Annotated in this window: 24 protein-coding genes; 10 read left to right on the forward strand and 14 right to left on the reverse strand. The window is 60.0% G+C overall.

Annotation, left to right across the window (positions count from 1 at the left end; genetic code table 11):
• The first annotated feature begins 184 nt into the window (after window positions 1–184).
• On the forward strand, window positions 185–1,729 hold the full coding sequence (locus AC1DJO_RS11815) for a M48 family metalloprotease (protein WP_477970656.1): 1,545 nt from the start codon (window positions 185–187) through the stop codon (window positions 1,727–1,729).
• Between the two features lie 54 nt (window positions 1,730–1,783).
• Here the strand turns inward: AC1DJO_RS11815 and AC1DJO_RS11820 are convergent, their stop codons facing one another.
• The 5 genes from AC1DJO_RS11820 to AC1DJO_RS11840 all read right to left on the reverse strand — a co-directional run bounded on the left by AC1DJO_RS11820 (window position 1,784) and on the right by AC1DJO_RS11840 (window position 8,007).
• Window positions 1,784–2,647: an RNA polymerase factor sigma-32 gene (locus AC1DJO_RS11820; RefSeq protein WP_112385893.1), complete on the reverse strand. Its 864-nt coding sequence runs from the start codon at window positions 2,645–2,647 to the stop codon at window positions 1,784–1,786.
• Between the two features lie 375 nt (window positions 2,648–3,022).
• Window positions 3,023–3,595, reverse strand: a complete 573-nt coding sequence (locus AC1DJO_RS11825) for a CarD family transcriptional regulator (protein ID WP_112385894.1) — start codon at window positions 3,593–3,595, stop codon at window positions 3,023–3,025.
• A 397-nt stretch (window positions 3,596–3,992) separates the two neighbouring features.
• Entirely contained in the window at window positions 3,993–4,331 is a 339-nt protein-coding gene (gene fdxA / locus AC1DJO_RS11830) for a ferredoxin FdxA (protein ID WP_310296467.1), read from the reverse strand.
• Between the two features lie 193 nt (window positions 4,332–4,524).
• Window positions 4,525–4,929 (reverse strand): RNA-binding S4 domain-containing protein, encoded by a 405-nt coding sequence (locus tag AC1DJO_RS11835; RefSeq protein ID WP_477970658.1) that lies wholly within the window; start codon window positions 4,927–4,929, stop codon window positions 4,525–4,527.
• Between the two features lie 3 nt (window positions 4,930–4,932).
• Window positions 4,933–8,007, reverse strand: coding sequence for a helicase-related protein (locus AC1DJO_RS11840; RefSeq protein ID WP_477970660.1), 3,075 nt, complete (start codon window positions 8,005–8,007; stop codon window positions 4,933–4,935).
• A 225-nt stretch (window positions 8,008–8,232) separates the two neighbouring features.
• Here AC1DJO_RS11840 and AC1DJO_RS11845 point away from each other — a divergent pair, with 225 nt between their 5' ends.
• The 3 genes from AC1DJO_RS11845 to AC1DJO_RS11855 all read left to right on the forward strand — a co-directional run bounded on the left by AC1DJO_RS11845 (window position 8,233) and on the right by AC1DJO_RS11855 (window position 9,213).
• On the forward strand, window positions 8,233–8,514 hold the full coding sequence (locus AC1DJO_RS11845) for a hypothetical protein (protein ID WP_477970662.1): 282 nt from the start codon (window positions 8,233–8,235) through the stop codon (window positions 8,512–8,514).
• A gap of 221 nt (window positions 8,515–8,735) precedes the next feature.
• The gene (locus tag AC1DJO_RS11850) at window positions 8,736–8,891 is read left to right on the forward strand and encodes a DUF3309 family protein (protein ID WP_112385898.1); all 156 of its coding nucleotides are present in this window, start codon (window positions 8,736–8,738) and stop codon (window positions 8,889–8,891) included.
• A 28-nt stretch (window positions 8,892–8,919) separates the two neighbouring features.
• Window positions 8,920–9,213, forward strand: coding sequence for a YMGG-like glycine zipper-containing protein (locus AC1DJO_RS11855; protein ID WP_112385899.1), 294 nt, complete (start codon window positions 8,920–8,922; stop codon window positions 9,211–9,213).
• A gap of 107 nt (window positions 9,214–9,320) precedes the next feature.
• On the opposite strand, the gene phbB is transcribed toward AC1DJO_RS11855, so the two are convergent.
• Both phbB and AC1DJO_RS11865 read right to left on the reverse strand, forming a co-directional pair.
• Window positions 9,321–10,046, reverse strand: coding sequence for a beta-ketoacyl-ACP reductase (phbB, locus tag AC1DJO_RS11860; protein WP_112517830.1), 726 nt, complete (start codon window positions 10,044–10,046; stop codon window positions 9,321–9,323).
• Between the two features lie 59 nt (window positions 10,047–10,105).
• A complete protein-coding gene (locus AC1DJO_RS11865; RefSeq protein ID WP_477970664.1) occupies window positions 10,106–11,287 on the reverse strand; it encodes an acetyl-CoA C-acetyltransferase in 1,182 nt (393 codons plus the stop codon).
• A 239-nt stretch (window positions 11,288–11,526) separates the two neighbouring features.
• Here AC1DJO_RS11865 and phaR point away from each other — a divergent pair, with 239 nt between their 5' ends.
• On the forward strand, window positions 11,527–12,099 hold the full coding sequence (gene phaR / locus AC1DJO_RS11870; RefSeq protein WP_112385902.1) for a polyhydroxyalkanoate synthesis repressor PhaR: 573 nt from the start codon (window positions 11,527–11,529) through the stop codon (window positions 12,097–12,099).
• 25 nt (window positions 12,100–12,124) lie between these two features.
• On the opposite strand, the gene AC1DJO_RS11875 is transcribed toward phaR, so the two are convergent.
• The 4 genes from AC1DJO_RS11875 to mtgA form a co-directional block, all read right to left on the reverse strand.
• Window positions 12,125–12,532: a hypothetical protein gene (locus tag AC1DJO_RS11875; protein WP_112385903.1), complete on the reverse strand. Its 408-nt coding sequence runs from the start codon at window positions 12,530–12,532 to the stop codon at window positions 12,125–12,127.
• Window positions 12,533–12,676: 144 nt separating this feature from the next.
• On the reverse strand, window positions 12,677–12,862 hold the full coding sequence (rpmF, locus tag AC1DJO_RS11880) for a 50S ribosomal protein L32 (RefSeq protein WP_006724402.1): 186 nt from the start codon (window positions 12,860–12,862) through the stop codon (window positions 12,677–12,679).
• Window positions 12,863–13,015: 153 nt separating this feature from the next.
• A complete protein-coding gene (locus AC1DJO_RS11885; protein ID WP_477970666.1) occupies window positions 13,016–13,663 on the reverse strand; it encodes a glutathione S-transferase family protein in 648 nt (215 codons plus the stop codon).
• A 72-nt stretch (window positions 13,664–13,735) separates the two neighbouring features.
• A complete protein-coding gene (gene mtgA / locus AC1DJO_RS11890; RefSeq protein WP_477970668.1) occupies window positions 13,736–14,482 on the reverse strand; it encodes a monofunctional biosynthetic peptidoglycan transglycosylase in 747 nt (248 codons plus the stop codon).
• Window positions 14,483–14,616: 134 nt separating this feature from the next.
• Here mtgA and AC1DJO_RS11895 point away from each other — a divergent pair, with 134 nt between their 5' ends.
• Together AC1DJO_RS11895 and AC1DJO_RS11900 are read left to right on the forward strand one after the other, a co-directional pair.
• Window positions 14,617–15,531 (forward strand): polyprenyl synthetase family protein, encoded by a 915-nt coding sequence (locus AC1DJO_RS11895; RefSeq protein ID WP_477970670.1) that lies wholly within the window; start codon window positions 14,617–14,619, stop codon window positions 15,529–15,531.
• Window positions 15,532–15,649: 118 nt separating this feature from the next.
• Window positions 15,650–16,288 (forward strand): LysE family translocator, encoded by a 639-nt coding sequence (locus AC1DJO_RS11900; RefSeq protein ID WP_477970672.1) that lies wholly within the window; start codon window positions 15,650–15,652, stop codon window positions 16,286–16,288.
• A gap of 11 nt (window positions 16,289–16,299) precedes the next feature.
• Here the strand turns inward: AC1DJO_RS11900 and ispG are convergent, their stop codons facing one another.
• The 3 genes from ispG to AC1DJO_RS11915 form a co-directional block, all read right to left on the reverse strand.
• Window positions 16,300–17,550 carry a flavodoxin-dependent (E)-4-hydroxy-3-methylbut-2-enyl-diphosphate synthase gene (gene ispG / locus AC1DJO_RS11905; RefSeq protein ID WP_112540423.1) on the reverse strand — a complete coding sequence of 417 codons (1,251 nt, stop codon included), beginning with the start codon at window positions 17,548–17,550 and terminating at the stop codon, window positions 16,300–16,302.
• 95 nt (window positions 17,551–17,645) lie between these two features.
• A complete protein-coding gene (locus AC1DJO_RS11910) occupies window positions 17,646–18,839 on the reverse strand; it encodes an MFS transporter (protein ID WP_477970674.1) in 1,194 nt (397 codons plus the stop codon).
• A 49-nt stretch (window positions 18,840–18,888) separates the two neighbouring features.
• On the reverse strand, window positions 18,889–19,665 hold the full coding sequence (locus tag AC1DJO_RS11915; RefSeq protein ID WP_112386068.1) for a DeoR/GlpR family DNA-binding transcription regulator: 777 nt from the start codon (window positions 19,663–19,665) through the stop codon (window positions 18,889–18,891).
• Window positions 19,666–19,912: 247 nt separating this feature from the next.
• Here AC1DJO_RS11915 and AC1DJO_RS11920 point away from each other — a divergent pair, with 247 nt between their 5' ends.
• The 3 genes from AC1DJO_RS11920 (at window position 19,913) to AC1DJO_RS11930 (ending at window position 22,218) form a co-directional block, all read left to right on the forward strand.
• Complete coding sequence (locus AC1DJO_RS11920; RefSeq protein ID WP_112385912.1) at window positions 19,913–20,683, forward strand: amino acid ABC transporter substrate-binding protein; 771 nt, start codon at window positions 19,913–19,915, stop codon at window positions 20,681–20,683.
• A 96-nt stretch (window positions 20,684–20,779) separates the two neighbouring features.
• The gene (locus AC1DJO_RS11925) at window positions 20,780–21,460 is read left to right on the forward strand and encodes an amino acid ABC transporter permease (protein WP_112385913.1); all 681 of its coding nucleotides are present in this window, start codon (window positions 20,780–20,782) and stop codon (window positions 21,458–21,460) included.
• The gene (locus AC1DJO_RS11930; RefSeq protein WP_112385914.1) at window positions 21,457–22,218 is read left to right on the forward strand and encodes an amino acid ABC transporter ATP-binding protein; all 762 of its coding nucleotides are present in this window, start codon (window positions 21,457–21,459) and stop codon (window positions 22,216–22,218) included. Before AC1DJO_RS11925 ends, AC1DJO_RS11930 begins: the two co-directional genes overlap by 4 nt.
• Window positions 22,219–22,222: the final 4 nt, after the last annotated feature.

Consider the following 22,222-nt stretch of genomic DNA (forward strand, 5'->3'; position numbering starts at 1 on the left):
TAAGCTTGCTAAATTACAACGGCGCCATAATTACGCAGAGTCTCGCTATGCAACCGATGCGGAAATCAGCTACAGCAATGACGTCTGTTCCCCCGTTGTGCAATGCGAGAAGCGGGATGGACGCCTGTTGAACCCCGTTGGAAGTGGCCGGATCGAACATTTGGCGAGCCGGCCGAAAAGCAAGATGACTCGGAGAGCCAGACTGGACAGCATGACGACGTGGACGAGACCCGCGCCTTCCAGGAACGTGCTATCCGCTTTGCGTCAACGGGGACGGCATGCGCTGCTTTTGACGGCAGCTGCCATGGCTCTCAACGGCTGTCAGTCGATCATCGAACAGTCCTACCAGCCGACGGTTTCCCCCTCGTCCAATCCGCAGATCGTCGATGAGGTCCAGAAGAACGACCCGCGCGCCGCCATGGGTGCGCGCGAGCATCCGCGCATCGTTGCGAGCTACGGCGGCGAATACAAGGATGCCAAGACCGAGCGGCTTGTTGCCCGCATTGCCGGCGCCCTGACGGCGGTTTCCGAAAACCCGAGCCAGTCCTACCGTATCACCATCCTGAATTCGCCGGCGATCAACGCCTTCGCGCTTCCGGGCGGCTACCTCTACGTCACCCGCGGCCTGCTGGCACTCGCCAACGACGCTTCGGAAGTCGCTGCCGTGCTATCGCATGAAATGGGCCACGTGACCGCAAACCACGGCATCGAGCGCCAGAAGCGCGAAGAGGCCGAAGTCATCGCCAGCCGTGTGGTCGCCGAGGTCCTGTCGAGCGATATCGCCGGCAAGCAGGCGCTCGCCCGCGGGAAACTGCGTCTCGCCGCCTTCTCCCGCCAGCAGGAACTGCAGGCCGACGTGATCGGCGTGCGCATGCTGGGTGAGGCAGGCTACGATCCCTACTCGGCGGCACGCTTCCTTGACAGCATGGCCGCTTACAGCCGCTTCATGTCGGCCGATCCCGACGCCGACCAGAGCCTCGACTTCCTGTCGAGCCACCCGAATTCGGCCCAGCGCATCGAGCTTGCGCGTGACCACGCCCGCGCCTTCGGCCAGGAAGGCAAGGTCGGCGACAAGGGCCGTGACTATTATCTCGATGGCATCGACGGCCTGCTCTACGGCGACAGCCCCGAAGAGGGCTATGTGCGCGGCCAGACCTTCCTGCATGGTGGCCTCGGCATTCGCTTCGACGTGCCGCCCGATTTCACCATCGACAACAAGGTCGAAGCCGTCATGGCGACCGGCCCGGGCGATGTGGCGATCCGCTTCGACGGCGTGGCCGATAGCAACAACCAGAGCCTGACAAATTATATCTCGAGCGGCTGGGTGACCGGCCTCGACCCGTCGACGATCCAGGCGACGACAATCAACGGCATGGAAGCCGCAACCGCCCGCGCCAGCGCCGACCGCTGGGATTTCGACGTGACCGTCATCCGCAACAACCAGCAGATCTTCCGTTTCCTGACGGCCGTGCCGAAGGGCAGCACAGCGCTGCAGCAGACGGCGGACGTGCTGAGAGCGAGCTTCCGCCGCATGACACCGGACGAGATGTCGTCGCTGAAGCCGCTGCGCATCCGCGTCGTCACGGTACGCGCCGGCGACAACATCACCACGCTCGCGGCCCGGATGATGGGCACCGATCGCAAGCTCGACCTTTTCAAGCTGATCAACGCCCTGCCGATGGGCGCGTCCGTTGCACCCGGCGACCGCGTGAAAATCATCGCCGAATAAAAAAGGCCCGGTGCGAACCGGGCCAGTCTGTGCTTCTGGGAGTAAAGACTACTTTCAGGCGTAGGCGGCCATATGCGGATCGGCGCTGACAAGCGCGCTGCGCAACTTTTCCATCGCCCGGCTCTCGATCTGGCGTACCCGCTCCTTCGAAATTCCGAGATCGGCGCCGAGCTCTTCGAGAGTCGCTCCGTCTTCTGCCAGGCGCCGTGCGCTGATGATCTTCATCTCGCGCTCGTTGAGATGCGTTAGCGCCGAGGCCAGCCAGACGCGGCGGCGCTCGCCGTCGATCATGTTCGTCACCTGCTCGTCCGGCAGTGGCTCGTTGCTGACGAGGAAATCCATCTTCTCGGCACTGTCGGCATCCCCGGAGACCGAAGGCGCCTGCAACGACGCATCGTTGCTGGAGAGCCGCGCATCCATCGTCTGGACGTCCGCAAGGCTGACGCCGAGCGCGGCAGCGATTTCCTGATGGATCGACTGTACGGTCAGCTGGGTGTCGCCACGCGCCAGCTTGGCGCGCAACCGGCGAAGATTGAAGAACAGCGCCTTCTGCGCTGAGCTTGTGCCGCCGCGAACGATCGACCAGTTTCGCAGGATATAATCCTGGATGGAGGCACGGATCCACCAGCTGGCATAGGTCGAAAACCGCACTTCGCGTTCGGGCTCGAACCGCGCCGCAGCTTCAAGCAGACCGACATACCCTTCCTGCACGAGATCGCTCATCGGCAGGCCGAAATTGCGGAACTTGCCGGCCATCGAGATGACAAGACGCATATGCGCCATGGCGATCTGGTTGCGCGCGCCGCGGTCGTCATTGTCCTTCCAGCGGATCGCCAGCTGATGCTCTTCCTCGCGGGCAAGATAGGGAGCCGCCATCGCAATTTTGATCATGCGCCGGTCTGCAGACATGTTCCTCATATCGGTCTCCTAAAATCAGGCCTCGCGCCCAAACAAAAAACAATGAAGGTTCGTTTCCAGAACGTCGCCGCCCGGATCAAATTCAGCTCTCGAATGCAAAAGGCCTCTCTCCTGGACTTTTCAGGAGGAGGCCCTATCTCTTCACCAAGTACCGGTCAGACGGTGAGGCAGGATCTGATTCTTCAAGTTGCCGTTCCGGCAAAATGTGGAAGCCATGACCCACTCCTCGTCCAGCGTTCAAACCAGCGGACGAACGGTGGGCTCCACCGGTTTTTTGTCCGCACTTACGAGATTTAAACGCGTCAGCGCGGAAAAAGTTCCAATAAAAAACCCGGCTCGAAGGCCGGGTTTTTTGCAAGGAAAAACAAAGTGCTATTATGCGGCTTCGTCCTGGGAGTCGTCTTCTTCAATTGCCTTGCCGCGCTTCGGACCCTTGTTGAGGTTGGTCTCAACGAGACGCACAGCTTCCGTTTCCGACATCTTGTTCACGGCAGCGATTTCGCGAGCCATACGGTCGAGAGCAGCTTCATACAGCTGACGCTCGGAATAGGACTGCTCCGGCTGGTTCTCGGCACGATAGAGATCGCGCACGACTTCTGCGATGGAAATCAGGTCGCCGGAATTGATCTTGGCATCATATTCCTGCGCACGGCGGGACCACATGGTACGCTTGACACGAGCCTTGCCCTGCACAACCTTGAGCGCGCGCTCAACGAAGTCGGTTTCCGACAGCTTGCGCATGCCGATGCTCATCGCCTTTGCGACCGGAACCTTCAGACGCATCTTGTCCTTTTCGAAATCGATAACGAAAAGTTCGAGCTTCATGCCGGCAACTTCTTGCTCTTCGATAGCGGTGATGGTACCGACGCCATGAGCGGGGTACACGATCGATTCACCGGTCTTGAAGCCGTGGCGAGCTGCTGAAGGTTTTTTCTGCTGGGTCGTCATACTAATCAAAAACTCCCTGTTACGCTTCCGGCGGCGGCCGGAGCCGGGTCAGTCAGGCCCGGATGAGACGGTAGAATTCCCGTCGGGTGACTTCACTCTGGTCCCACCAGACATAAGCAAAGAAATTCGTGCACGCGATTAACGATCGGACAGCTCAACTCGTTGATATGTCACGGAAACCGCGTACAGATTTAATTTGCTTTCGTGATGGTTTTGGGCACGCCTCGTGCCTCAAATGGGTCAGTCTCTAGAACCTATCACAAAAATATGAGGAAATCAATAATTTGGTGCGTGTGAGTCATGCGGGCAACACATGGCTCACATATTAGTGAAGCATCACTTGAAACGTTTAAGCGCCTTCTGAACCCGATTTCAGGCGGATTTCAGTAGCTTGAACTCAATCGCCCGCGCCGGGCTTTTCTGAGAAGTACTTCTCGAATTTGCCGGTCTCGCCGTCCATTTCCTTGGCCTCGGGCATCGAGTCCTTTTTGACGGTAATATTGGGCCAGACGCTGGCATATTCAGCGTTGATCTTGAGCCATTTGTCGAGACCCGGCTCGGTATCCGGCTTGATCGCCTCGGCAGGACATTCGGGTTCGCAAACGCCGCAGTCGATGCATTCGTCGGGATGGATGACGAGGAAATTCTCGCCTTCATAGAAGCAATCGACCGGGCAGACTTCCACGCAGTCGGTATATTTGCAGCGAATGCAATTGTCGGTCACGACATAGGTCATGAAGAACTCCAGGATTTCACGCGAGCGGGGAGACGAACCTGGAACGTCGCGTCTTTCCCTGTGCCGGAGGAGCAGCGTTGACTGGCTTGGGAGGCAAGAACGCAGTCCGGCGAGTTGATTGTGACGTATCGGCTTTACAGCCTGATTTCAAGGATTATCCATCTTCAAAAACCGGCGGCGCAGACAGAGTTTTCTAATCCTCGCCCGACTGGAGCCTGTCGATTGCCCGCCGCTCTTTCTTTGTCGGCCGTCCTGCCCCCGCGCCGCGGATCGCCTGCTCGTAGGCGGTGAGACGTTTCGTCTCATCTTCAGGCGGCGTGATGTTCTCGTAAAGGCGCTGCGCCTCTTCGAAAGGCCCCCGCCGCTCGCCCGGCAGTTTGACCAGAAGGACGACGTCCCTGCGGTCGAGCTGCAGCTCGACGCGATCGCCCGCCTTGACTGTCTGGCTGGGCTGGACGGCACGTTCGCCATTGATGCGAACGTGCCCTGATTGCACCTGGCTTTGCGCCAGGGAGCGAGATTTCACCATGCGCGTGAAGAACAGCCACTTGTCGATGCGCTGGCGCGAACCGCTTGCTGGCTGTGTCTCCCCGCCCATCGATTACTTCTTCATCTGCTCCTTCAAGGCAGCGAGCTTGGCGAAGGGCGAATCCGGATCGATCGGCTTTTCCTTGCGCGGCGGCTTGGCCTCGAAGCGCAGCGGCTGGGCGCCGCCACGGTTGTTGTTGCGGTCGTTGCGATCCTTCCGGTCACCACGATCCTGACGGTCGCCACGCTGTTCGTTGCGATCGCCACGGCCCTGATGCGGCTTGCCGCCATCGCGGCCGCGCTGCTGGCGGTTGCCATCGCGGCCTTCGCGATTGCCTTCGCCGCGGTTGTTGCCTTCAGCGCCTTCGGTCGCGCCGCCCTGACGACGGTTGCCCTGCTGGCGCTCGCCGCCGCGGCGTTCGCCGTGGTTGCGCACCGGGCGCTGGTTGTCGTTGCGGCCGCCGAGGCGCCACAGCAGAACCGGCTTCGGCTCCTGCGGTTCTCCGCTTTCGGCTGTCACTTCGGCAGCTTCAGCAGGCGCTTCGGCAGCAACAGGTGCAGGCTCGGCAGCGGGTGCTTCCTCAGCACCATCCGCATCGTCGTGATCGGCCTTGTCGGATGCTTCTTCGGCTGGTGCCTCGCTCGCGGCCGTTGCAGCCGACGCATCCTGCGTGGCAAGATGGGCGGCAGCCTCTTCGGCCTTCACCGCATCCGCACGGTAACCGAGACCCTTGAGGATCTCTTCCATGTCCTCAAGCGTCGCGCCGAGGATGGAGAGCATTGCGGTCGTCGTCGTAAAGCGGCGGCCGTCATAGGCACCCTCGGGACGGTTTGCCTGACCCGGCTTCCACTGCAGCAGCGGACGGATGATATCGGCAAGCCGCTCTAGAATATCGATACGAACAGCCCGCTTCCCGAGGAAACGGAAACCGGCAAGCTTGTAGAAGGTGCGCTCGAAGCTCGGATCGGTGACGACAGACGTACGGCCAGCGGCCAGAACCGGAATGAGGTCACCATAGCCAGGCTTGTCGAGACCATCGTTCTTCAGCGCCCAGAGGAGCGTGATCAATTCGGCAGGCGCCGGCTTCAGAAGTGCCGGAACGAAGATGTGGTAAGCGCCAAACCGCACGCCGTAGCGGCGCATTGAGGCACGGCCATCCTGATCCAGCGACTTGACGTCGTCGGCGACGTCGCGGCGGAACAGTACGCCGAGATTCTCGACAAGCTGGAACGCCAGACCCTTTGCCAGGCCCTGCAGGTCTTCAGCGCGCGACAGATCGTCGAGCGGCTTAAGCACCGTGCTGATATGATGATTGACGAAGCGCTCGACGCGGGCGGCGACATGATCGCGCGCATTTCCGGTCAACTGCTCGTCGGCAAGCAGGATCACCCGCGGCCGCATGATGTGGTCGCTGCCCGAAAGCCGCGCCACGGGATCGCCGAGCCAGCGCACTAGGCCATCGGCGCTGATCGCCAGATCGCCATTGCCGGCAGCATGCATGCGCGCAGCGCGCGCTTCGAATTCCAGAGCAAGCGCCTTTTGTGAAGCAGCCTGTACGGCCTTGGCGTCCGGTCCATCCGTTCCACCGATGGGAGTGAAGCGGAAACCGCTCAACTGACCCACATGATGTCCCTCCACGAAGACATCACCATTCACACTGATTTCAGCTTCCAGCATCGCATTCTCTCTCAGGCGCTTCATGAGCACAGATGTCCTGCGATCAACAAAGCGTTTCGTCAACCTTTCATGTAACGCATCGGACAATCGATCTTCGATTTCCCGCGTCTTTTCCTGCCAGTGTGTCGGATCGGCAAGCCAACCGGGCCGGTTCGACACATAGGTCCAGGTTCTTATCTGCGCGATTCGCGCCGAAAGCGTGTCGATTTCACCGTCCGTCCGGTCCGCACGATGCACCTGCTCCGCGAGGAAATCTTCGTTCACCGTGCCACGGCGGACGAGATCAGAAAAGAGGGTCGAGATCAGATCGGCATGCTGGGCCGGTGCAATACGCCGGTAATCGGGCAGCGCACAAGCTTCCCAGAGCTTTTCAACCCTTTCCGGCTTGGTCGCAAGATCAATAATTTCCGGATATCGTGAAAGATGTTCCAGCGCCTGCTGATCGACCGAAGGCAGGGATCGCGTCAGCCCCTGGACGCTCGGCGGCTTTTCCAGGCTTGCGCGCAACGATTGTATCGAGGCGAAGTCGAATTCCTTGGTCCGCCACTGCAGAACCTTGACGTTGTCGAACTCGTGCGCCTCGATCCGCTGCACCAGTTCATCATCAAAAGGCGTGACCTGCCCGGTGACGCCGAAGGTGCCATCGCGAACATGGCGGCCGGCACGCCCGGCGATCTGGCCAAGTTCTGCGGGATTGAGATTGCGGAACTGGTAGCCGTCGAATTTCCGGTCCTGCGCGAAGGCGACATGATCAACGTCGAGATTGAGCCCCATGCCGATCGCATCAGTGGCGACCAGATATTCGACATCGCCCGCCTGATAGAGCGCCACCTGCGCATTGCGCGTCCGCGGGCTGAGCGCGCCAAGAACGACGGCCGCGCCGCCGCGTTGGCGCCGGATCAGTTCGGCGATCGCGTAAACTTCGTCAGCCGAGAAGGCGACGATCGCCGAGCGTTGCGGCAACCGGGTAATCTTCTTCTGCCCGGCATAGAGCAGCTGCGACAGTCTCGGCCTCTCGATGACGGTGATTCCGGGCAGTAGCTGCTGGAGAATGGGGCGCATCGTGCCGGCGCCGAGCAGCAGCGTCTCGTCGCGACCACGCAGATGGAGGATGCGATCGGTGAAGATGTGCCCGCGCTCAAGATCTCCAGCGAGCTGCACTTCGTCGATCGCGACGAAGGCCGCCTTGGTTTCGCGCGGCATCGCCTCGACGGTGCAGACCGAAAAGCGCGCATTGGGCGGAGAAATCTTTTCCTCGCCCGTGACCAGCGCGACATTGTGCACACCGACCTTCTCCACGACCCGGCTATAGACTTCTCGCGCCAGAAGGCGCAGCGGCAGCCCGATCACGCCGGTGCCATGCGCGACCATGCGCTCGATGGCGTAGTGCGTCTTGCCGGTATTGGTCGGCCCGAGCACCGCGGTCACACCGCGCCCACTCAGTATCATCGGCTGCGAATTCAGTGTCATGGTCCATGCAAGTGAGGCGGGGAGCCCCGGGGTCAAGTCAGCAGACAACACATGGACAGGGCAACCGGCAAACGCAAGAGCCGGATGATGCGAATGCGCTGCTAATTTTGATTCAACAAGCGGCGCTAAGCCTCTGTTTTGAGATTCGGAACAGCTTGAGAACGAATCAGCGACGAATCGCAGACTCGCGGTGATTCAGCTTTTGTTCACGGCTAAGTATTGGTTTTGAATCAGCTTTTCCCACTAGATGCTGAATCACCGGAATCTGGCAATTTGCAGCGGGCGGTCTTCGACGGCCTCTTTTCATCCGGCGGCAACCGCAAAGACGGAAAAACGGAAAACCACAGAATTAACCTTCGGGTCAAAGCCGGAACGAATCACAGACGAATCGCCGACAGCTGCAAATTCCGCTTTTGTTCGCCACTGCATATTGATGAACTGCGCGAACGGGCGCTATATGCAGCCTCCTTGATTGCAGGATCAGCATTGAAAATCGGTCGCCATTAACACTTTCCGCCCTGAGTGGATGTTTCGTTAAAATTTTCTGCGGATCAGCGGAACCTTTTCGAGCCTGACGCGTTTCTACCGTCCCGTAGAATATAAGTTCTGGCACCATCAAGAAAACTCCATCCTGAAATTGCACGCACATAAGTTTAGCCGGGAACAAAAACCCGGCTACCGTGTTTATTGTCCATTCGTAACTCGCGGTGAGTTGAAGGACAGAAAACATGCTCAGTACGATACTTCTTATTATCCTTATTCTGCTTTTGATCGGCGCTCTGCCGAATTGGGGTTACAGCCGCGCTTGGGGCTATGGACCTTCTGGCGGTTTGGGGCTAGTTCTCGTCATTATCATTATCCTTGTCCTGATGGGCCGCATCTAAAGGCCATGTAACTGGGGAGTTGTAAGTCATGATGAAGAAGGTTGTTCTCGTTGCAGCACTCGTGGGTGCGCTTGCATCGTGCACGGCAACTGAGCAGGGCACCGCAATCGGCGCTGGCTCTGGCGCCCTTATTGGCGGTGCGGTTTCCAACAGCTGGGGCGGCGCAGCCGTCGGCGCCGTTGCAGGCGGCCTGGTTGGCGCTGCAGTCGGTAACTCGGTCGATCAGCGCAATGGCCGCTATTCGGGCCAGCGCGTCTATCGTGACCGCTACGGTTGCTACGTTGCCTACTCGAACGGCTCAACGCGCCGCGTTCGCTGCTAACAATAGACTGATATTTTGAAAACGGGCGCCTTGGCGCCCGTTTTTGTTTCAACCGTTTGCGCTAGATCCCGGTGAGGTGAGTTAACTCCCGGAACCTCAGGGCGCTTCTAGACGAAAAACTGCCCGCCATTCGCCGTCAGCGTCGAGCCGGTGATGAACCCAGCGTCATCCGAGGCCAGGAACACCACACAGCGCGCGATCTCTTCAGGTTCGCCAAGACGGCCAACCGGGATCTGCGGGATGATCCGCTCGTTCAGCACCTTTTCCGGAACAGCAAGAACCATTTCCGTGCCGATGTAACCGGGGCAGACGGCATTGACGGTGATGTTCTTTGCCGCACCCTCCTGCGCCAGCGCCTTGGTGAAGCCGAGATCGCCGGCCTTGGCGGCGGAATAGTTGACCTGCCCCATCTGGCCTTTCTGGCCATTGATCGACGATATATTGACGATACGGCCGAAGCTGCGGTCACGCATGCCGCCCCAGACCTGGTGGGTCATGTTGAAGAGGCCGGTGAGGTTGGTGTTGACGACCTCATGCCACTGCTGTGGGGTCATCTTGTGAAACATCGCGTCGCGGGTGATACCGGCGTTATTGATCAGTACGTCAACAGGGCCGAGCTCGGCCTCCACTTTGGCGATGCCCTCGCCGCAAGCAGCATAGTCGGAAACATCCCACTTGAAGACCGGGACACCAGTGAGGTCGTGAAAGGCCTTGGCCTTCTCGTCGTTGCCGGCGTAGTTCGCCGCCACCCGGTAACCGGCGTTCTTGAGCGCCACCGAAATTGCTGCACCGATGCCACGTGTGCCACCGGTGACCAAAGCCACTCTGCTCATGTTTCGCTCCCCTTGTTATCGCCTTCGATCCCGCCATTAAGGCATGGATCGCATGCTATTTAAAGTGCTTCGAGGCACATCGCGACGCCCATACCGCCGCCGATGCAGAGTGTTGCCAATCCCTTCTTCGCGCCGCGGCGCTTCATTTCGAAAACCAGCGTACTCAGAACGCGGGCACCGGAAGCACCGATCGGATGGCCGATGGCGATCGCGCCGCCGTTGACGTTGACGATCGCCGGATCCCAGCCGAGATCGCGGTTGACAGCACAGGCCTGCGCAGCGAAGGCCTCGTTGGCCTCCACCAGATCGAGATCGCCGACCGACCAGCCTGCTTTCTCAAGCGCCTTGCGCGATGCCGGGATAGGGCCTGTGCCCATGACCTGCGGGTCGACACCCGCAGTTGCCCAGGAAACGATGCGCACGAGCGGCTGGATACCGCGGCGCGCAGCCTCCGCTTCGGTCATCAGAACAGTTGCGGCAGCACCATCGTTGAGACCGGACGCATTGGCGGCAGTCACCGTACCGTCCTTGTCGAAAGCCGGGCGAAGCTTGGTCATCGCCTCGATCGTCGCACCGTGGCGGATATATTCGTCGGCATCGACGGTCACGTCACCCTTACGGCCCTGGATGACGAAAGGAACAATCTCATCCTTGAAGCGGCCGGCCTTCTGCGCGGCCTCCGCCTTGTTCTGCGAGGAAACCGCGAACTGGTCCTGCTCGTCGCGCGAAAGCTGCCACTGGCGGGCGATGTTTTCCGCCGTGATCCCCATGTGATAACCGTAGAAGGCGTCGGTGAGGCCGTCCTTGATCATCGTATCGATCATCTTCATGTCGCCCATCTTGGTGCCGCCGCGAAGATGCGCAGCATGCGGCGCCATAGACATCGATTCCTGGCCGCCGGCGACAATGATCTTTGCATCTCCGGTTGCGATCTGCTGCATGCCGAGCGCTACAGCGCGCAATCCGGAACCGCACAGCTGATTGACACTCCAGGCCGTCGCTTCCTTGGGAACACCCGCCTTCATCGCTGCCTGACGCGCCGGGTTCTGGCCCTCGCCGGCCTGCAGGACCTGGCCGAGAATGACCTCGTCCACCTCTGCGGCATCGACGCCGGCGCGCTCGAGCGCACCCTTGATGGCCGTTGCTCCGAGTTCGTGGGCAGGGACTGTAGCAAAGGCGCCGTTGAAAGAGCCGACCGCTGTGCGGGCTGCGCTGGCGATGACGATGGACGTGTTGCTCATGGAAAGCCTCCTCGCGTTTCAGCACTTTATATAGGTCGAAACTGGCAAAGCTTTTAGCCCGAGTCAAACGCCAAGACCGTCATATGGCAATTTTAGCCCGTACTTACGAAGACGCGAAATATGACGGGAATAAAAGGGGTTGCCGCATCGCACAAAGAGATTGTCACCGGCGTTCTTTTGCGTCTACATTCGATATTGGAGGAATTTCCACATCATCAGACGGGGTTCAGGAGACTGATATGGCGAAGAATGAGGGTCAGATAGTCATCAAGAAATACGCCAATCGCCGACTCTATAACACAGGCACCAGCACCTATGTGACGCTGGAAGACCTGGCGGAGATGGTGAAGAAGGGCGAGGACTTTACGGTCCAGGATGCCAAGTCCGGCGATGACATCACCCACTCGGTATTGACCCAGATTATTTTCGAGCAGGAATCGAAGACCGGCAACACGCTGCTGCCGATTTCCTTCCTTCGACAGCTGATCACCTATTATGGCGATCAGATGCAGATGGTCGTTCCGAGCTTTCTCGAACACTCCATGAAGGCCTTCACCGAGCAGCAATCGCAGATGCGCGAGCAAGTGACCCGCGCCTTCGGCGAAACGCCGATCGGCAAGAACCTGCAACTTCCGATGCAGATGGTCGAGGAGCAGGTGCGCCGCAACACCGAGATGTTCCAGCAGGCGATGCAGATGTTTTCACCCTTCATGACCCCTCCTGCCAAGGAGACCAAGAAGGCTGAAGCCAAGGACATCGACGAGCTGAAGGAACAGCTGAGGGCGCTTCAGAACAAGCTGGACAATCTCTGATCTCTGAGCGTTTCGAGGAAACGCTCTAAAGCCCGATCGAGACGTCTCGCCCCGCGGTGCGGATCGAGACGGCAAAGCCGCCGATCACATCGATCAGCGCAATCGTCATCAAGATGAAGAACACCTGGGTCGCCGCATCCTGGACGAGCAGAAACTCGACCAGGAAGGCGATGAAGACGAGCATCGACAGCATGTGATTGATCAGGCTGCCGGAGCCGTTACGCGTCGCCTTCAATATCTCGAAGAACAGCACCACAAGCGCGATGACGATGAAGAGATCGCCGAGCGACATGCTCCAGATCGCGCCTGAGATCATCGACAAAACGATGATGTCGTGCTGAAGCGCGGGAATACCGCCGCTCCCCATCAGGCCGAGCATTGCCATGTTGTAAAGAATAAATGGAATGATCATCAGCGGCATTGCACCAAGCATCTCGGTCTGTTCTCCCTCTATTCAGGGAATACTGCCGTAGATCGCCGTCTCACTTCAAGACAATTGCGAATATCGTGGTGCGCAAACGCAAAAAGACCGGCTGAAAGCCGGTCTTTCAATCTGGAAAACCAGAAACAGGAAAGCTTATGCGCTTTCCTTCGGCGTCAGGACCTGACGGCCGCGATACATACCGGTCTTAAGATCGATATGGTGCGGACGGCGCAGCTCGCCGGAGTTCTTGTCTTCAACATAGGTCGAAGCCTTCAGTGCGTCTGCAGAACGGCGCATACCGCGCTTGGACGGGCTCGTTTTTCTCTTCGGTACAGCCATTTCTCGTACTCCACTTCACGGGCAACACATTTCCGGCCAGACTGGCGGCCGAAACGACATGTCGCGATTTCGGAAATTTTGCGCGCTTATACATGCGATAAACGGCCTTGACCAGTCCCTAAACAGATTTTTTGAGAATCCTTTGACTCCCGTTCAAACCTCATCGTGCGGCACGATCCACGGTTCGGCGCGCGCAGCCTCTTCCCACTTCCGCCAGGCGGGATGCGCCTTGACGGCCGCCATATAGCTCAGCGTATCGCCGGATGTCACGAGGTCATAGACATCGAAGCGGTTGACGACAGGCGCAAACATTGCATCGGCAGCCGAAAAGCTGCCAAACAGGAACGATCCACCGGACTGCTCCCGCAACTCCCGAAAGATCGTCTCGATACGCAGGACGTCGGCCATCACGCCATCGACAAGCGCAATCTTGCCTTTCGGACGGCGAATGTTCATCGGGCAGGCATTCCGAATGGCACGGAACCCGGAGAGCATCTCCATCGAAACGGAGCGGGCGGCGGCTCGCTTCGCACGATCCTTCGGCCATAGCCCGGCTTCGGGATAGAGTTCGGCAACATATTCGATGATCGAGAGCGATTCCCAGACGCGGACGTCACCATGATGCAGCGCGGGAACGCGGCCGGTTGGCGAAAATTCCTTGAAGCGCGGATTGCCTGCTTCGAAATCGAAGGGAGTGAGAACTTCCTCGAAGGGAATGCCCGCTGCCTCCATGGCGATCCACGGCCGGAAGGACCAGGAGGAATAGTTCTTGTTGCCGATATAGAGCGTGAGCTTGTCCATGAGCCGATCCATGCGCTGTTTCAGCTCTATCTACCGGCCGCCGCCCCTGCTCACCAATGAATTATTCGCAGCTCAATCATAAATGCATCTGATGTAATCGCCGGCACCCTGGGCGCGGCGCTCGATCACCGCCGCAAGCCGCCTCAGGCCACGGCCGGGCTTGCCGGCATTGCGGTCGATCGGGTTGGGCAGCGAGACGGCCAGCAGCGCCGCCTGACGGCGTGACAGCTTGGACGCCGGAACCTTGAAATGGTAACGCGCCGCCGCCTCGATGCCGTAGATACCCGGCCCCCATTCGGCGATGTTCAGATAGATTTCCATCAGCCGCCGCTTGGTCCAGACGAAATCGGAGGCGACCGCCAGAGGCAGCTCAAGACCTTTGCGCACAAAGGAGCGGCTGTTCCAGAGAAACAGGTTCTTTGCCGTCTGCATCGGGATCGTGCTGCCGCCGCGCGTCGAGGCGCCGTCCAGCGTATCCTCGATCAGCATCCGCATCTCACCCCAGTCGACACCACCGTGGAAGCAATACTGACCGTCTTCGGACATCATCACCGACTGCACCAACGCCGGCGAGATTTCGTCCAGTGACACCCATTGGCGATCGTAGCCGCGCAAAAGCACGAGATCGCGCAGCATCAGCGTCGAGACCGGATGAATGAAGGGAATGAGATAGAGGATGATCAGCGCATAAGGCAGGATGCATAGAGCCAGGATGCCAAGCACGATGCGGGCAGGCAGCGAGCGGCCGCGCAGCCATGCATACATCCGCCGATGAGCCGGCATGGCGATGCTTTCCTCTCTCTCCGGCGTTATATCCAACGTCTAGCCCAGACCTGTTCCCTGCGTCCTCCATACCGTCTGAGAAAGGCCAAGGCCAGAGCACAACGGAAATCTTGGTCTCTCCATCTACAATTCCGTTGCGCCGCGGGCTTTGCTCATGCCAAACAGCGGCCATGAACGCCAGTCCAGACCCATTTTCCGAACGGTTGAAAAGCAACGCCAGAGAGATCGAAACGCTGCTGGAAGCGCTGCTTTCGAAAGACGTTCTGTCCGACGAGATCGCCCGGCCGGAGAGCCTGCGCGCCGCCATGCACTATGCGGTGCTGAACGGCGGCAAGCGGCTGCGTCCGTTCCTGGTTATCGAAAGCTCTCTGCTGCTCGGTGGCGACAGAGAGACTGCGCTGCGGGTCGGCGCGGCACTTGAATGCGTTCATTGCTATTCGCTTGTTCACGACGATCTCCCGGCCATGGACGACGACGATCTGCGCCGCGGCAAGCCGACGGTGCACATCGCCTTCGACGAAGCGACCGCCATTCTGGCCGGCGACAGCCTGCTGACCTACGCTTTCGACATCATCGCAGCACCCGAGACCGCGCTTTCCGACGCCCGCAAGACCGCACTGATCCTGGCGCTCGCCCGCGGCTCTGGCCTCGGCGGCATGGCCGGCGGCCAGGCACTTGATCTGGCAGCGGAAAAGCAGGCGCCCTCCGCCGATGGCATCATTACATTGCAGGCTATGAAAACCGGCGCCCTGATCCGCTTCGCCTGCGAGGCCGGCGCGATCGTTGCTGGCGCCGCAGACGGCGAGCGCAAGCGTCTCCGGGCGTTCGGCGAAAAGATCGGCCTCGCCTTCCAGCTTGCCGACGATCTGCTGGACATCACCTCGGACGCCGAGACCATGGGCAAGGCAACTGGCAAGGATGCCGGCCGCGGCAAGGGAACACTGGTCGCGCTCAATGGCATCGCCTGGGCCGAAGCTGAACTCCGTCGCCACGTAAACGACGCTGTGGAGCTTCTGGCCCCTTATGGCGAGAAAGCAGACACGCTGATCGCCACCGCCCATTTCATCGCCGACCGCAAGAGCTGAAAAGGAGCGGGGAACCGCAGACCGGCAACATCATGCTTGCTGAAGACGCGTGGCGGCTGATGACGGCGCGTGCGTTTTATGACAGTGTCCGCGCGTCAAATCTTACGAGCGCCCCATCATGCACGAGACCTTTACCTATCTGCCGCAGATTCTTCCGGCCTACATCGCCTATGTGATCGCCGTCCTCAGCCCCGGCCCGGCGATCATGGCGATCGTTGCCACGTCGATGACGCAGGGGCGCAAGGCGGGGATGACGATCGGCTTTGGCATTTTTGGCGGCTCGTTCACCTGGGCCTGCGCGGCAGCCCTCGGGCTGGCGACGCTGCTTCATACCTATGCGATCGCGCTGGAGATTTTGAAGGTCTTCGGCGGGCTTTATCTGCTCTACCTCGCCTACAAGGCCTTCAAGGCGATGCGTGCTGGAAATGACCTTCAGCAAGCGCAGGAAGTGAAGCCGCTATCGGCGCGGGCGCTTCTGCTCAAGGGTTACGGCATCCACGTCACCAATCCGAAGGCGATCTTTGCCTGGCTCGCCATCATCGCGCTCGGCATGCCGCAGGGCGCACCGGGTTCGGTGGCCGTGCTTATCGTCGCCATCTGCCTGACGACCGGCTTTGCAATCTTCATGGGATATGCGGTGCTGTTTTCGACCCCGCATGCGCTGAAGGTCTACCAGAGCCTGCGCCGCTGGATTGAAGGCGCGATGTCCGCCTTCTATTGCTTTGCCGGGTTGAAGCTCCTCACCAGCCGCATCTAGCGGCTGGCTCGTTACTCGGCCGCGGTCTTCTGGCCGAAACGCTTCTCGATATAGTCGGCAACCAGCGCCTCGAAATCGGCCGCGATATTCGGGCCGCGCAATGTCAGCGCCTTCTCACCGTCAATGAAGACGGGCGCGGCAGGCGTCTCGCCGGTGCCCGGAAGAGAAATGCCGATATCGGCGTGCTTGCTCTCGCCGGGGCCATTGACGATACAGCCCATGACGGCGACGTTCAGCGCCTCGACACCCGGATATTTCTCACGCCAGACCGGCATGTTCTTGCGGATGTCGTTCTGAATGTTCTGCGCCAGTTCCTGGAAGACCGTCGACGTTGTGCGGCCACAGCCGGGGCAGGCGGCAACGACAGGAATGAATTGCCGGAAGCCCATGACCTGCAAGAGCTCCTGCGCCACCTGCACTTCACGCGTCCGGTCGCCATTCGGCTCCGGCGTCAGCGACACGCGGATCGTATCGCCGATACCATGCTGCAGCACATAGCCCATGGCGGCCGACGAAGCGACGATGCCCTTCGAGCCCATGCCGGCTTCGGTGAGGCCGAGATGCAGCGCATGGTCGGAGCGCTCCGACAGCATCGAATAAACGGCAATCAGATCCTGCACCTGGCTAACCTTGGCAGACAGGATAATGCGGTTGCGCGGCAGGCCGATTTCTTCGGCGAGATTGGCCGAGATCAGCGCCGACTGGACGATGGCCTCGCGGGTCACCTGGCGTGCTGAAAGCGGCGAGCCCGCCTCGGCATTCTGGTCCATCAGCGCCGTCAGCAGATCCTGATCGAGCGAACCCCAGTTAACGCCGATACGGACCGGCTTGTCATAGCGGATCGCCATCTCGATGATCTCGGCGAACTGCTTGTCCTTCTTGTCCTTGAAGCCGACATTGCCGGGGTTGATGCGGTATTTCGCGAGAGCCTCGGCACAGGCGGGATGATCGGCAAGCAGCTTGTGGCCGATATAATGAAAGTCGCCGATCAGCGGCACGTCCATGCCAAGGCGCAGCAGGCGCTCGCGGATCTTCGGAACGGCAGCGGCACTTTCGTCGCGGTCTACGGTGATGCGGACCATCTCCGAACCGGCCTTGAACAGCGCGGCGACCTGCGCCACCGTCGCGTCTATATCGGCCGTATCGGTATTGGTCATCGACTGTACGACAACAGGCGCACCGCCTCCGACAATCACTCCGCCGACATCGACGGCAACGGAAGAGCGGCGCGGTTTCGGATCAAAATCCGTGGCTGAAGACATGAAGAGAGCTCTTGGACCCTTTGAAAATCGTGCCTTTCAGGTGGATCATGCCTGCCTGCTTGTCAACCGCCCCGCGCTTCACTTTTGTTGGCGGCCTAGTGGCCGCCACCCGAGGCGCCGTCGGCATAACGCGCCAATCTCGAGAAGATCAGAACGACAACAAGAAGGGCCGGCAGCGCCATGAACACCGTCGAGAAGCCGATATGCTCGGCGACGAAACCGATTGCAGAAGGCGCAACGAGCATTCCGGAATAGCCCATGGTCGTCACCACCGAGATGCCAATCCCCGGCCTCAGGCCTGGCACGTTGCCGGCCGCCGAAAAGGCGATCGGCACCATGTTGGAAATGCCGATACCGCAGAAGGCGAAGCCGACAATCGCAAGCTCCGCAGTCGGGGCAAGAGCAGCAATCAGCATGCCGACGATCGCAAACAGCGTGCAGACACGCAGCGTCTTCACGCCGCCGAACCTGTCGCGCACCATATCGCCGGCAAAGCGCATGATCGCCATGGTCAGCGAGAAGGCAGCGAAACCAAAGCCCGACAGAGCGACGGATGCGCCCATTTCCTGGCGCAGATAAAGTGCGCCCCAATCGAGGACGGCACCCTCTGGAACCATGGAGAACAGCGCCATCAGGCCAAGCAGCCATGGCAGCGGCACCATCGGCAGGCGGGTCTTTTCCTTCTTCTCATCCGGATGCGGTGGGTCCGAAAGCATCATCGGCCACGCGACGGCAAGAAAGGCGGCGGCAAGCACCGTCGCAAGCCCGGCGTGACCGAGGACGCCGATCTTGGAAATCAGCAATCCGCCGAGCCCGGAACCGATCAACCCGCCAAGGCTCCAGAAAGCGTGGCAGGAAGACATGATCGCCCGGCGCATCGACTTCTCGACAACTACCGCATTGGCATTCATGGCAACGTCCATGGCGCCGACGAAGCCGCCGAACAGGAACAGCGCAATGCTGCCGGTGATGACATTGGGCGCAACGGTCAGCGCCAGAAGGATCGGCAACAAGCAGACGGCCGTCGCCAGCGAGACGACCCGCGAGCCGTGCTTTGCGATCTTCGCGCCGGCAATCGGCATCATCGTCAGGGAGCCGACCCCGAAGACCAGGATCATCAAGCCAAGCTCAAATTTACTGATACCGAGCCTTTCGGCAAATTCCGGAATTTTCGGTGCCCAGCAGCCGACGAGGAAGCCGTTCATCAGAAACAGCAGCGAAACCGCGACCCGGCTCTTCGGCATGAATCCGCGCTGCACGCCCGGCATCGCATGTAGTTGATTATCCATTGTCCCGTCTCATTCACTATCGCCTGCCTCTTTGGCAGGTCACTTCAATTCAATTCGCCGCCGCGGCCTGCACCGTGCGGCACCCGCGCTCGCGATAGGCCGCGAGCAATGTTTCATCGGCGTCATGCTCGACCACGAGGCATTCGCAATGCGCCACCGGCAGCACGCTATGGGGTGCAGCCGTGCCGAATTTCTCCGATGTCGCGGCAACCAGAACCTGACGGCTCTTGGAAGCTGCGAACCGCTTGAACTCGGCGTCCTCGAAGCCGAAGGTCGTAACGCCCGCTTCCAGATCGACGCCGCAGGCGCCGAGCACGCAGAGATCCGGAGACAATTGCTCCATGTCGCGCAATGCCTTGGCACCGAGCGCGCCGCCGACCTGCCGGTCGATCAGCCCGCCGATGAGGATGACGTTGATACCCGTCTTGTCGAGCAGCGCTGCGGCAATGGCCGGCGCATTGGTGGCTGCCGTCAGCAGCATCTCCTGGGGAAGGGCGTTGGCGATCGCGAGATTGGTGCTGCCCGCATCGAAGAAAACCGTCGATCCCGCCTTGATCTGCGAGACGGCGGCCTGTGCCAGCGACTGCTTGCGCTCGAAAGCGACGCTCATTCGCTGCTTCAGACTGCCGCCTGCCGGCGAAATCGGCAAAGCGCCGCCATAGACGCGCTCACAGAGTCCGGCCGCCGCCATCTCGCGAAGATCGCGGCGAACAGTATCCTCGGATACGCCAAATTCGGCGGCAAGCTCCGCTGCCAGCACGCGGCCATGCGTCTGCAGCTTCAGCGAGATGATGCCTTGCCGCTCCCGCAGCAACATTTCGTTCACATTCATCCTCGACCCCGACATGAACAGGCACAAACAAACACAAACGTGCATAAACAGATAATCGCATGCATGCAATGGGGTCATCGCCACACGTTTATTGACGCCCTGAAACAAGCCGCGCTAAAAGTGCGGCAAATGAGAAAAATATTCGCAGTTGCCAATTTTCTTTGCAGTTTTCTACGCTTCGCACCGCCTTGTTTTCTGCAATCAATGCGGCATTGAATTTCCTCCTTTACGGAACAGAAAAATGAAAATCCTGAAGACCATCGCCACCGCAGCCCTGATCTCGGCCGCAGCCTTTGCCGCTCATGCTGGCGAAAACCTCGCCGCCATCAAGTCCGCGGGCGTTCTCAAGATCGGCACGGAAGGCACCTACGCGCCCTTCACCTATCACGATGACAGCAACAAGCTCGTTGGCTTCGACGTCGAGATCGGCGAAGCCGTTGCCGCCAAGCTCGGCGTCAAGGCCGAGTTCGTCGAAGGCAAGTGGGACGGCCTGATCGCCGGTATAGACGCGAAGCGTTACGACACCGTCATCAACCAGGTCGGCATCACCGACGCCCGCAAGCAGAAGTACGACTTCTCCGAGCCCTACATTGCCTCGAAGGCCGTTCTGATCGCCCGCACCGACGACGACAGCATCAAGTCCTTCGCCGATCTGAAAGGCAAGAAGGCCGCTCAGTCCCTGACCAGCAACTTCGGCAAGCTCGCCGAGCAGTCGGGCGCCGAGCTCGTCGGCACCGATGGTTTCGACCAGTCGATCCAGCTCGTGCTGACGAAGCGTGCAGACGCAACCGTCAACGACAGCCTCTCCTTCCTCGACTTCAAGAAGCACAAGCCGGATGCGCCGGTGAAGATCGTCGCCCAGCAGGAAAATGCCGATTACTCCGGTATTATCATCCGCAAGGGCGAACCGGAACTGCTGGAAGCGATCAACAAGGCTCTCGTCGACATCAAGGCCGACGGCACCTACAAGAAGATCGCCGACAAGTATTTCGGTCAGGACGTTTCCAAGTAACTCCGTTGCGCCGGTTTTCCCGCGCATAGACTTGATCTATAGAGTGTAGAGCGTCCGGCGATTTCGCCGGACGTATCTTTTTTAGAGGGTCGTCCCGTGCCTCATTGGCTTCAACTGATGGCGGAATCGCTGCCTACCCTTTTGTGGGGCGGCATCAAGTTCACCATCCCGCTTACGCTGCTCTCATTCTCCTTCGGACTGATCCTCGGATTGGCAACGGCCGTCGCCCGGCTGTTCGGCCCGGCACCCTTTGCGGCAATTGCCCGCTTCTATGTCTGGATCATCAGAGGCACGCCGCTGCTCGTCCAGCTCTTCGTCATCTTCTACGGCCTGCCCAGTATCGGCATCCTGCTCGACGCCTTCCCGGCTGCCCTGATCGGCTTCACGCTCAATATCGGCGCCTACAGCTCCGAGATCATCCGCGCCGTCATCTCATCGGTGCCCAAGGGTCAGTGGGAAGCCGCCTATTCGATCGGCATGAACTGGCGCCAGGCGATGACTCGCACTGTCCTTCCGCAAGCAGCCCGCGTCGCGGTGCCGCCGCTCTCGAATACGTTCATTTCGCTGGTCAAGGACACTTCGCTCGCCGCCGCCATCACCGTGCCGGAACTCTTCCAGGCGGCGCAGCGCATCGTGGCGACGACCTATGAGCCGCTGATCCTCTACATCGAAGCCGCTCTCATCTACCTCGTCCTCAGTTCCGTCCTTTCGACGCTGCAGGTGCGGCTGGAACGCCGTTTTGCCCGCTATGGCGGCATGCTGGAGGCAAACGCATGATCGAGCTCTCCAATATCGAAAAACGCTTCGGTGACGCGGTCATCCTGAAGGATATCAGCATCCGCATTCCCGAAGGCAGCGTCACCGCGCTCGTCGGCCCCTCGGGCGGTGGCAAGAGCACCCTGCTGCGCTGCATCAACCTGCTGGAAATTCCCACGGCCGGTTCCGTCCGCATCGGCGAGGAGACGCTGGATTTCGCGCCCGGCAAGCGCACCGGCTGGCAATCGATCCAGAAGATCCGCCGCCAGACCGGTATGGTTTTCCAGAATTTCCAGCTTTTCCCGCATCAGACCGCGATCGAAAACGTCATGGAAGGACTGGTCACCGTTCTCAGATGGCCGAAAGAAAAGGCCCGCGAGCGTGCCATGGAGCTGATGACCAAGGTCGGCATGGCCCACAAGGCGGATGCCTGGCCCTCGACGCTGTCAGGCGGCCAGCAGCAGCGCGTGGCAATTGCCCGTGCTCTCGCCCCGTCGCCACGCGTGCTGCTCTGCGACGAGCCGACCTCGGCACTCGACCCGGAACTCTCGGCCGAGGTGGTCGATGTTCTCGGCAAGCTTGCAAACGAGGGAACCACGATGGTGATGGCGACGCATGACCTGCGTCTCGCCTCGAAGATCGCCAACAATGTCGTCTTCCTGGAGGCGGGTAGCGTCGTCGAAACCGGCAGCGCCAAGGCAATCTTCACCGCACCCGAGCGCGAGCGCACCAAGCGCTTCATCTCGACAATCAACGCCGCCCATACCTACGATATCTAGGCAC

This window comes from Rhizobium sp. 05N430, assembly GCF_056396985.1.

Coding starts and splice junctions, on each gene's coding strand:
- AC1DJO_RS11815 (WP_477970656.1), top strand. CDS start 185: ATGACTCGGAGAGCCAGACTGGACAGCATGACGACGTGGACGAGACCC.
- AC1DJO_RS11820 (WP_112385893.1), bottom strand. CDS start 2,647: ATGAGGAACATGTCTGCAGACCGGCGCATGATCAAAATTGCGATGGCG.
- AC1DJO_RS11825 (WP_112385894.1), bottom strand. CDS start 3,595: ATGACGACCCAGCAGAAAAAACCTTCAGCAGCTCGCCACGGCTTCAAG.
- fdxA (WP_310296467.1), bottom strand. CDS start 4,331: ATGACCTATGTCGTGACCGACAATTGCATTCGCTGCAAATATACCGAC.
- AC1DJO_RS11835 (WP_477970658.1), bottom strand. CDS start 4,929: ATGGGCGGGGAGACACAGCCAGCAAGCGGTTCGCGCCAGCGCATCGAC.
- AC1DJO_RS11840 (WP_477970660.1), bottom strand. CDS start 8,007: ATGACACTGAATTCGCAGCCGATGATACTGAGTGGGCGCGGTGTGACC.
- AC1DJO_RS11850 (WP_112385898.1), top strand. CDS start 8,736: ATGCTCAGTACGATACTTCTTATTATCCTTATTCTGCTTTTGATCGGC.
- AC1DJO_RS11855 (WP_112385899.1), top strand. CDS start 8,920: ATGATGAAGAAGGTTGTTCTCGTTGCAGCACTCGTGGGTGCGCTTGCA.
- phbB (WP_112517830.1), bottom strand. CDS start 10,046: ATGAGCAGAGTGGCTTTGGTCACCGGTGGCACACGTGGCATCGGTGCA.
- AC1DJO_RS11865 (WP_477970664.1), bottom strand. CDS start 11,287: ATGAGCAACACGTCCATCGTCATCGCCAGCGCAGCCCGCACAGCGGTC.
- phaR (WP_112385902.1), top strand. CDS start 11,527: ATGGCGAAGAATGAGGGTCAGATAGTCATCAAGAAATACGCCAATCGC.
- AC1DJO_RS11875 (WP_112385903.1), bottom strand. CDS start 12,532: ATGCTTGGTGCAATGCCGCTGATGATCATTCCATTTATTCTTTACAAC.
- rpmF (WP_006724402.1), bottom strand. CDS start 12,862: ATGGCTGTACCGAAGAGAAAAACGAGCCCGTCCAAGCGCGGTATGCGC.
- AC1DJO_RS11885 (WP_477970666.1), bottom strand. CDS start 13,663: ATGGACAAGCTCACGCTCTATATCGGCAACAAGAACTATTCCTCCTGG.
- AC1DJO_RS11895 (WP_477970670.1), top strand. CDS start 14,617: ATGAACGCCAGTCCAGACCCATTTTCCGAACGGTTGAAAAGCAACGCC.
- AC1DJO_RS11900 (WP_477970672.1), top strand. CDS start 15,650: ATGCACGAGACCTTTACCTATCTGCCGCAGATTCTTCCGGCCTACATC.
- ispG (WP_112540423.1), bottom strand. CDS start 17,550: ATGTCTTCAGCCACGGATTTTGATCCGAAACCGCGCCGCTCTTCCGTT.
- AC1DJO_RS11910 (WP_477970674.1), bottom strand. CDS start 18,839: ATGGATAATCAACTACATGCGATGCCGGGCGTGCAGCGCGGATTCATG.
- AC1DJO_RS11920 (WP_112385912.1), top strand. CDS start 19,913: ATGAAAATCCTGAAGACCATCGCCACCGCAGCCCTGATCTCGGCCGCA.
- AC1DJO_RS11930 (WP_112385914.1), top strand. CDS start 21,457: ATGATCGAGCTCTCCAATATCGAAAAACGCTTCGGTGACGCGGTCATC.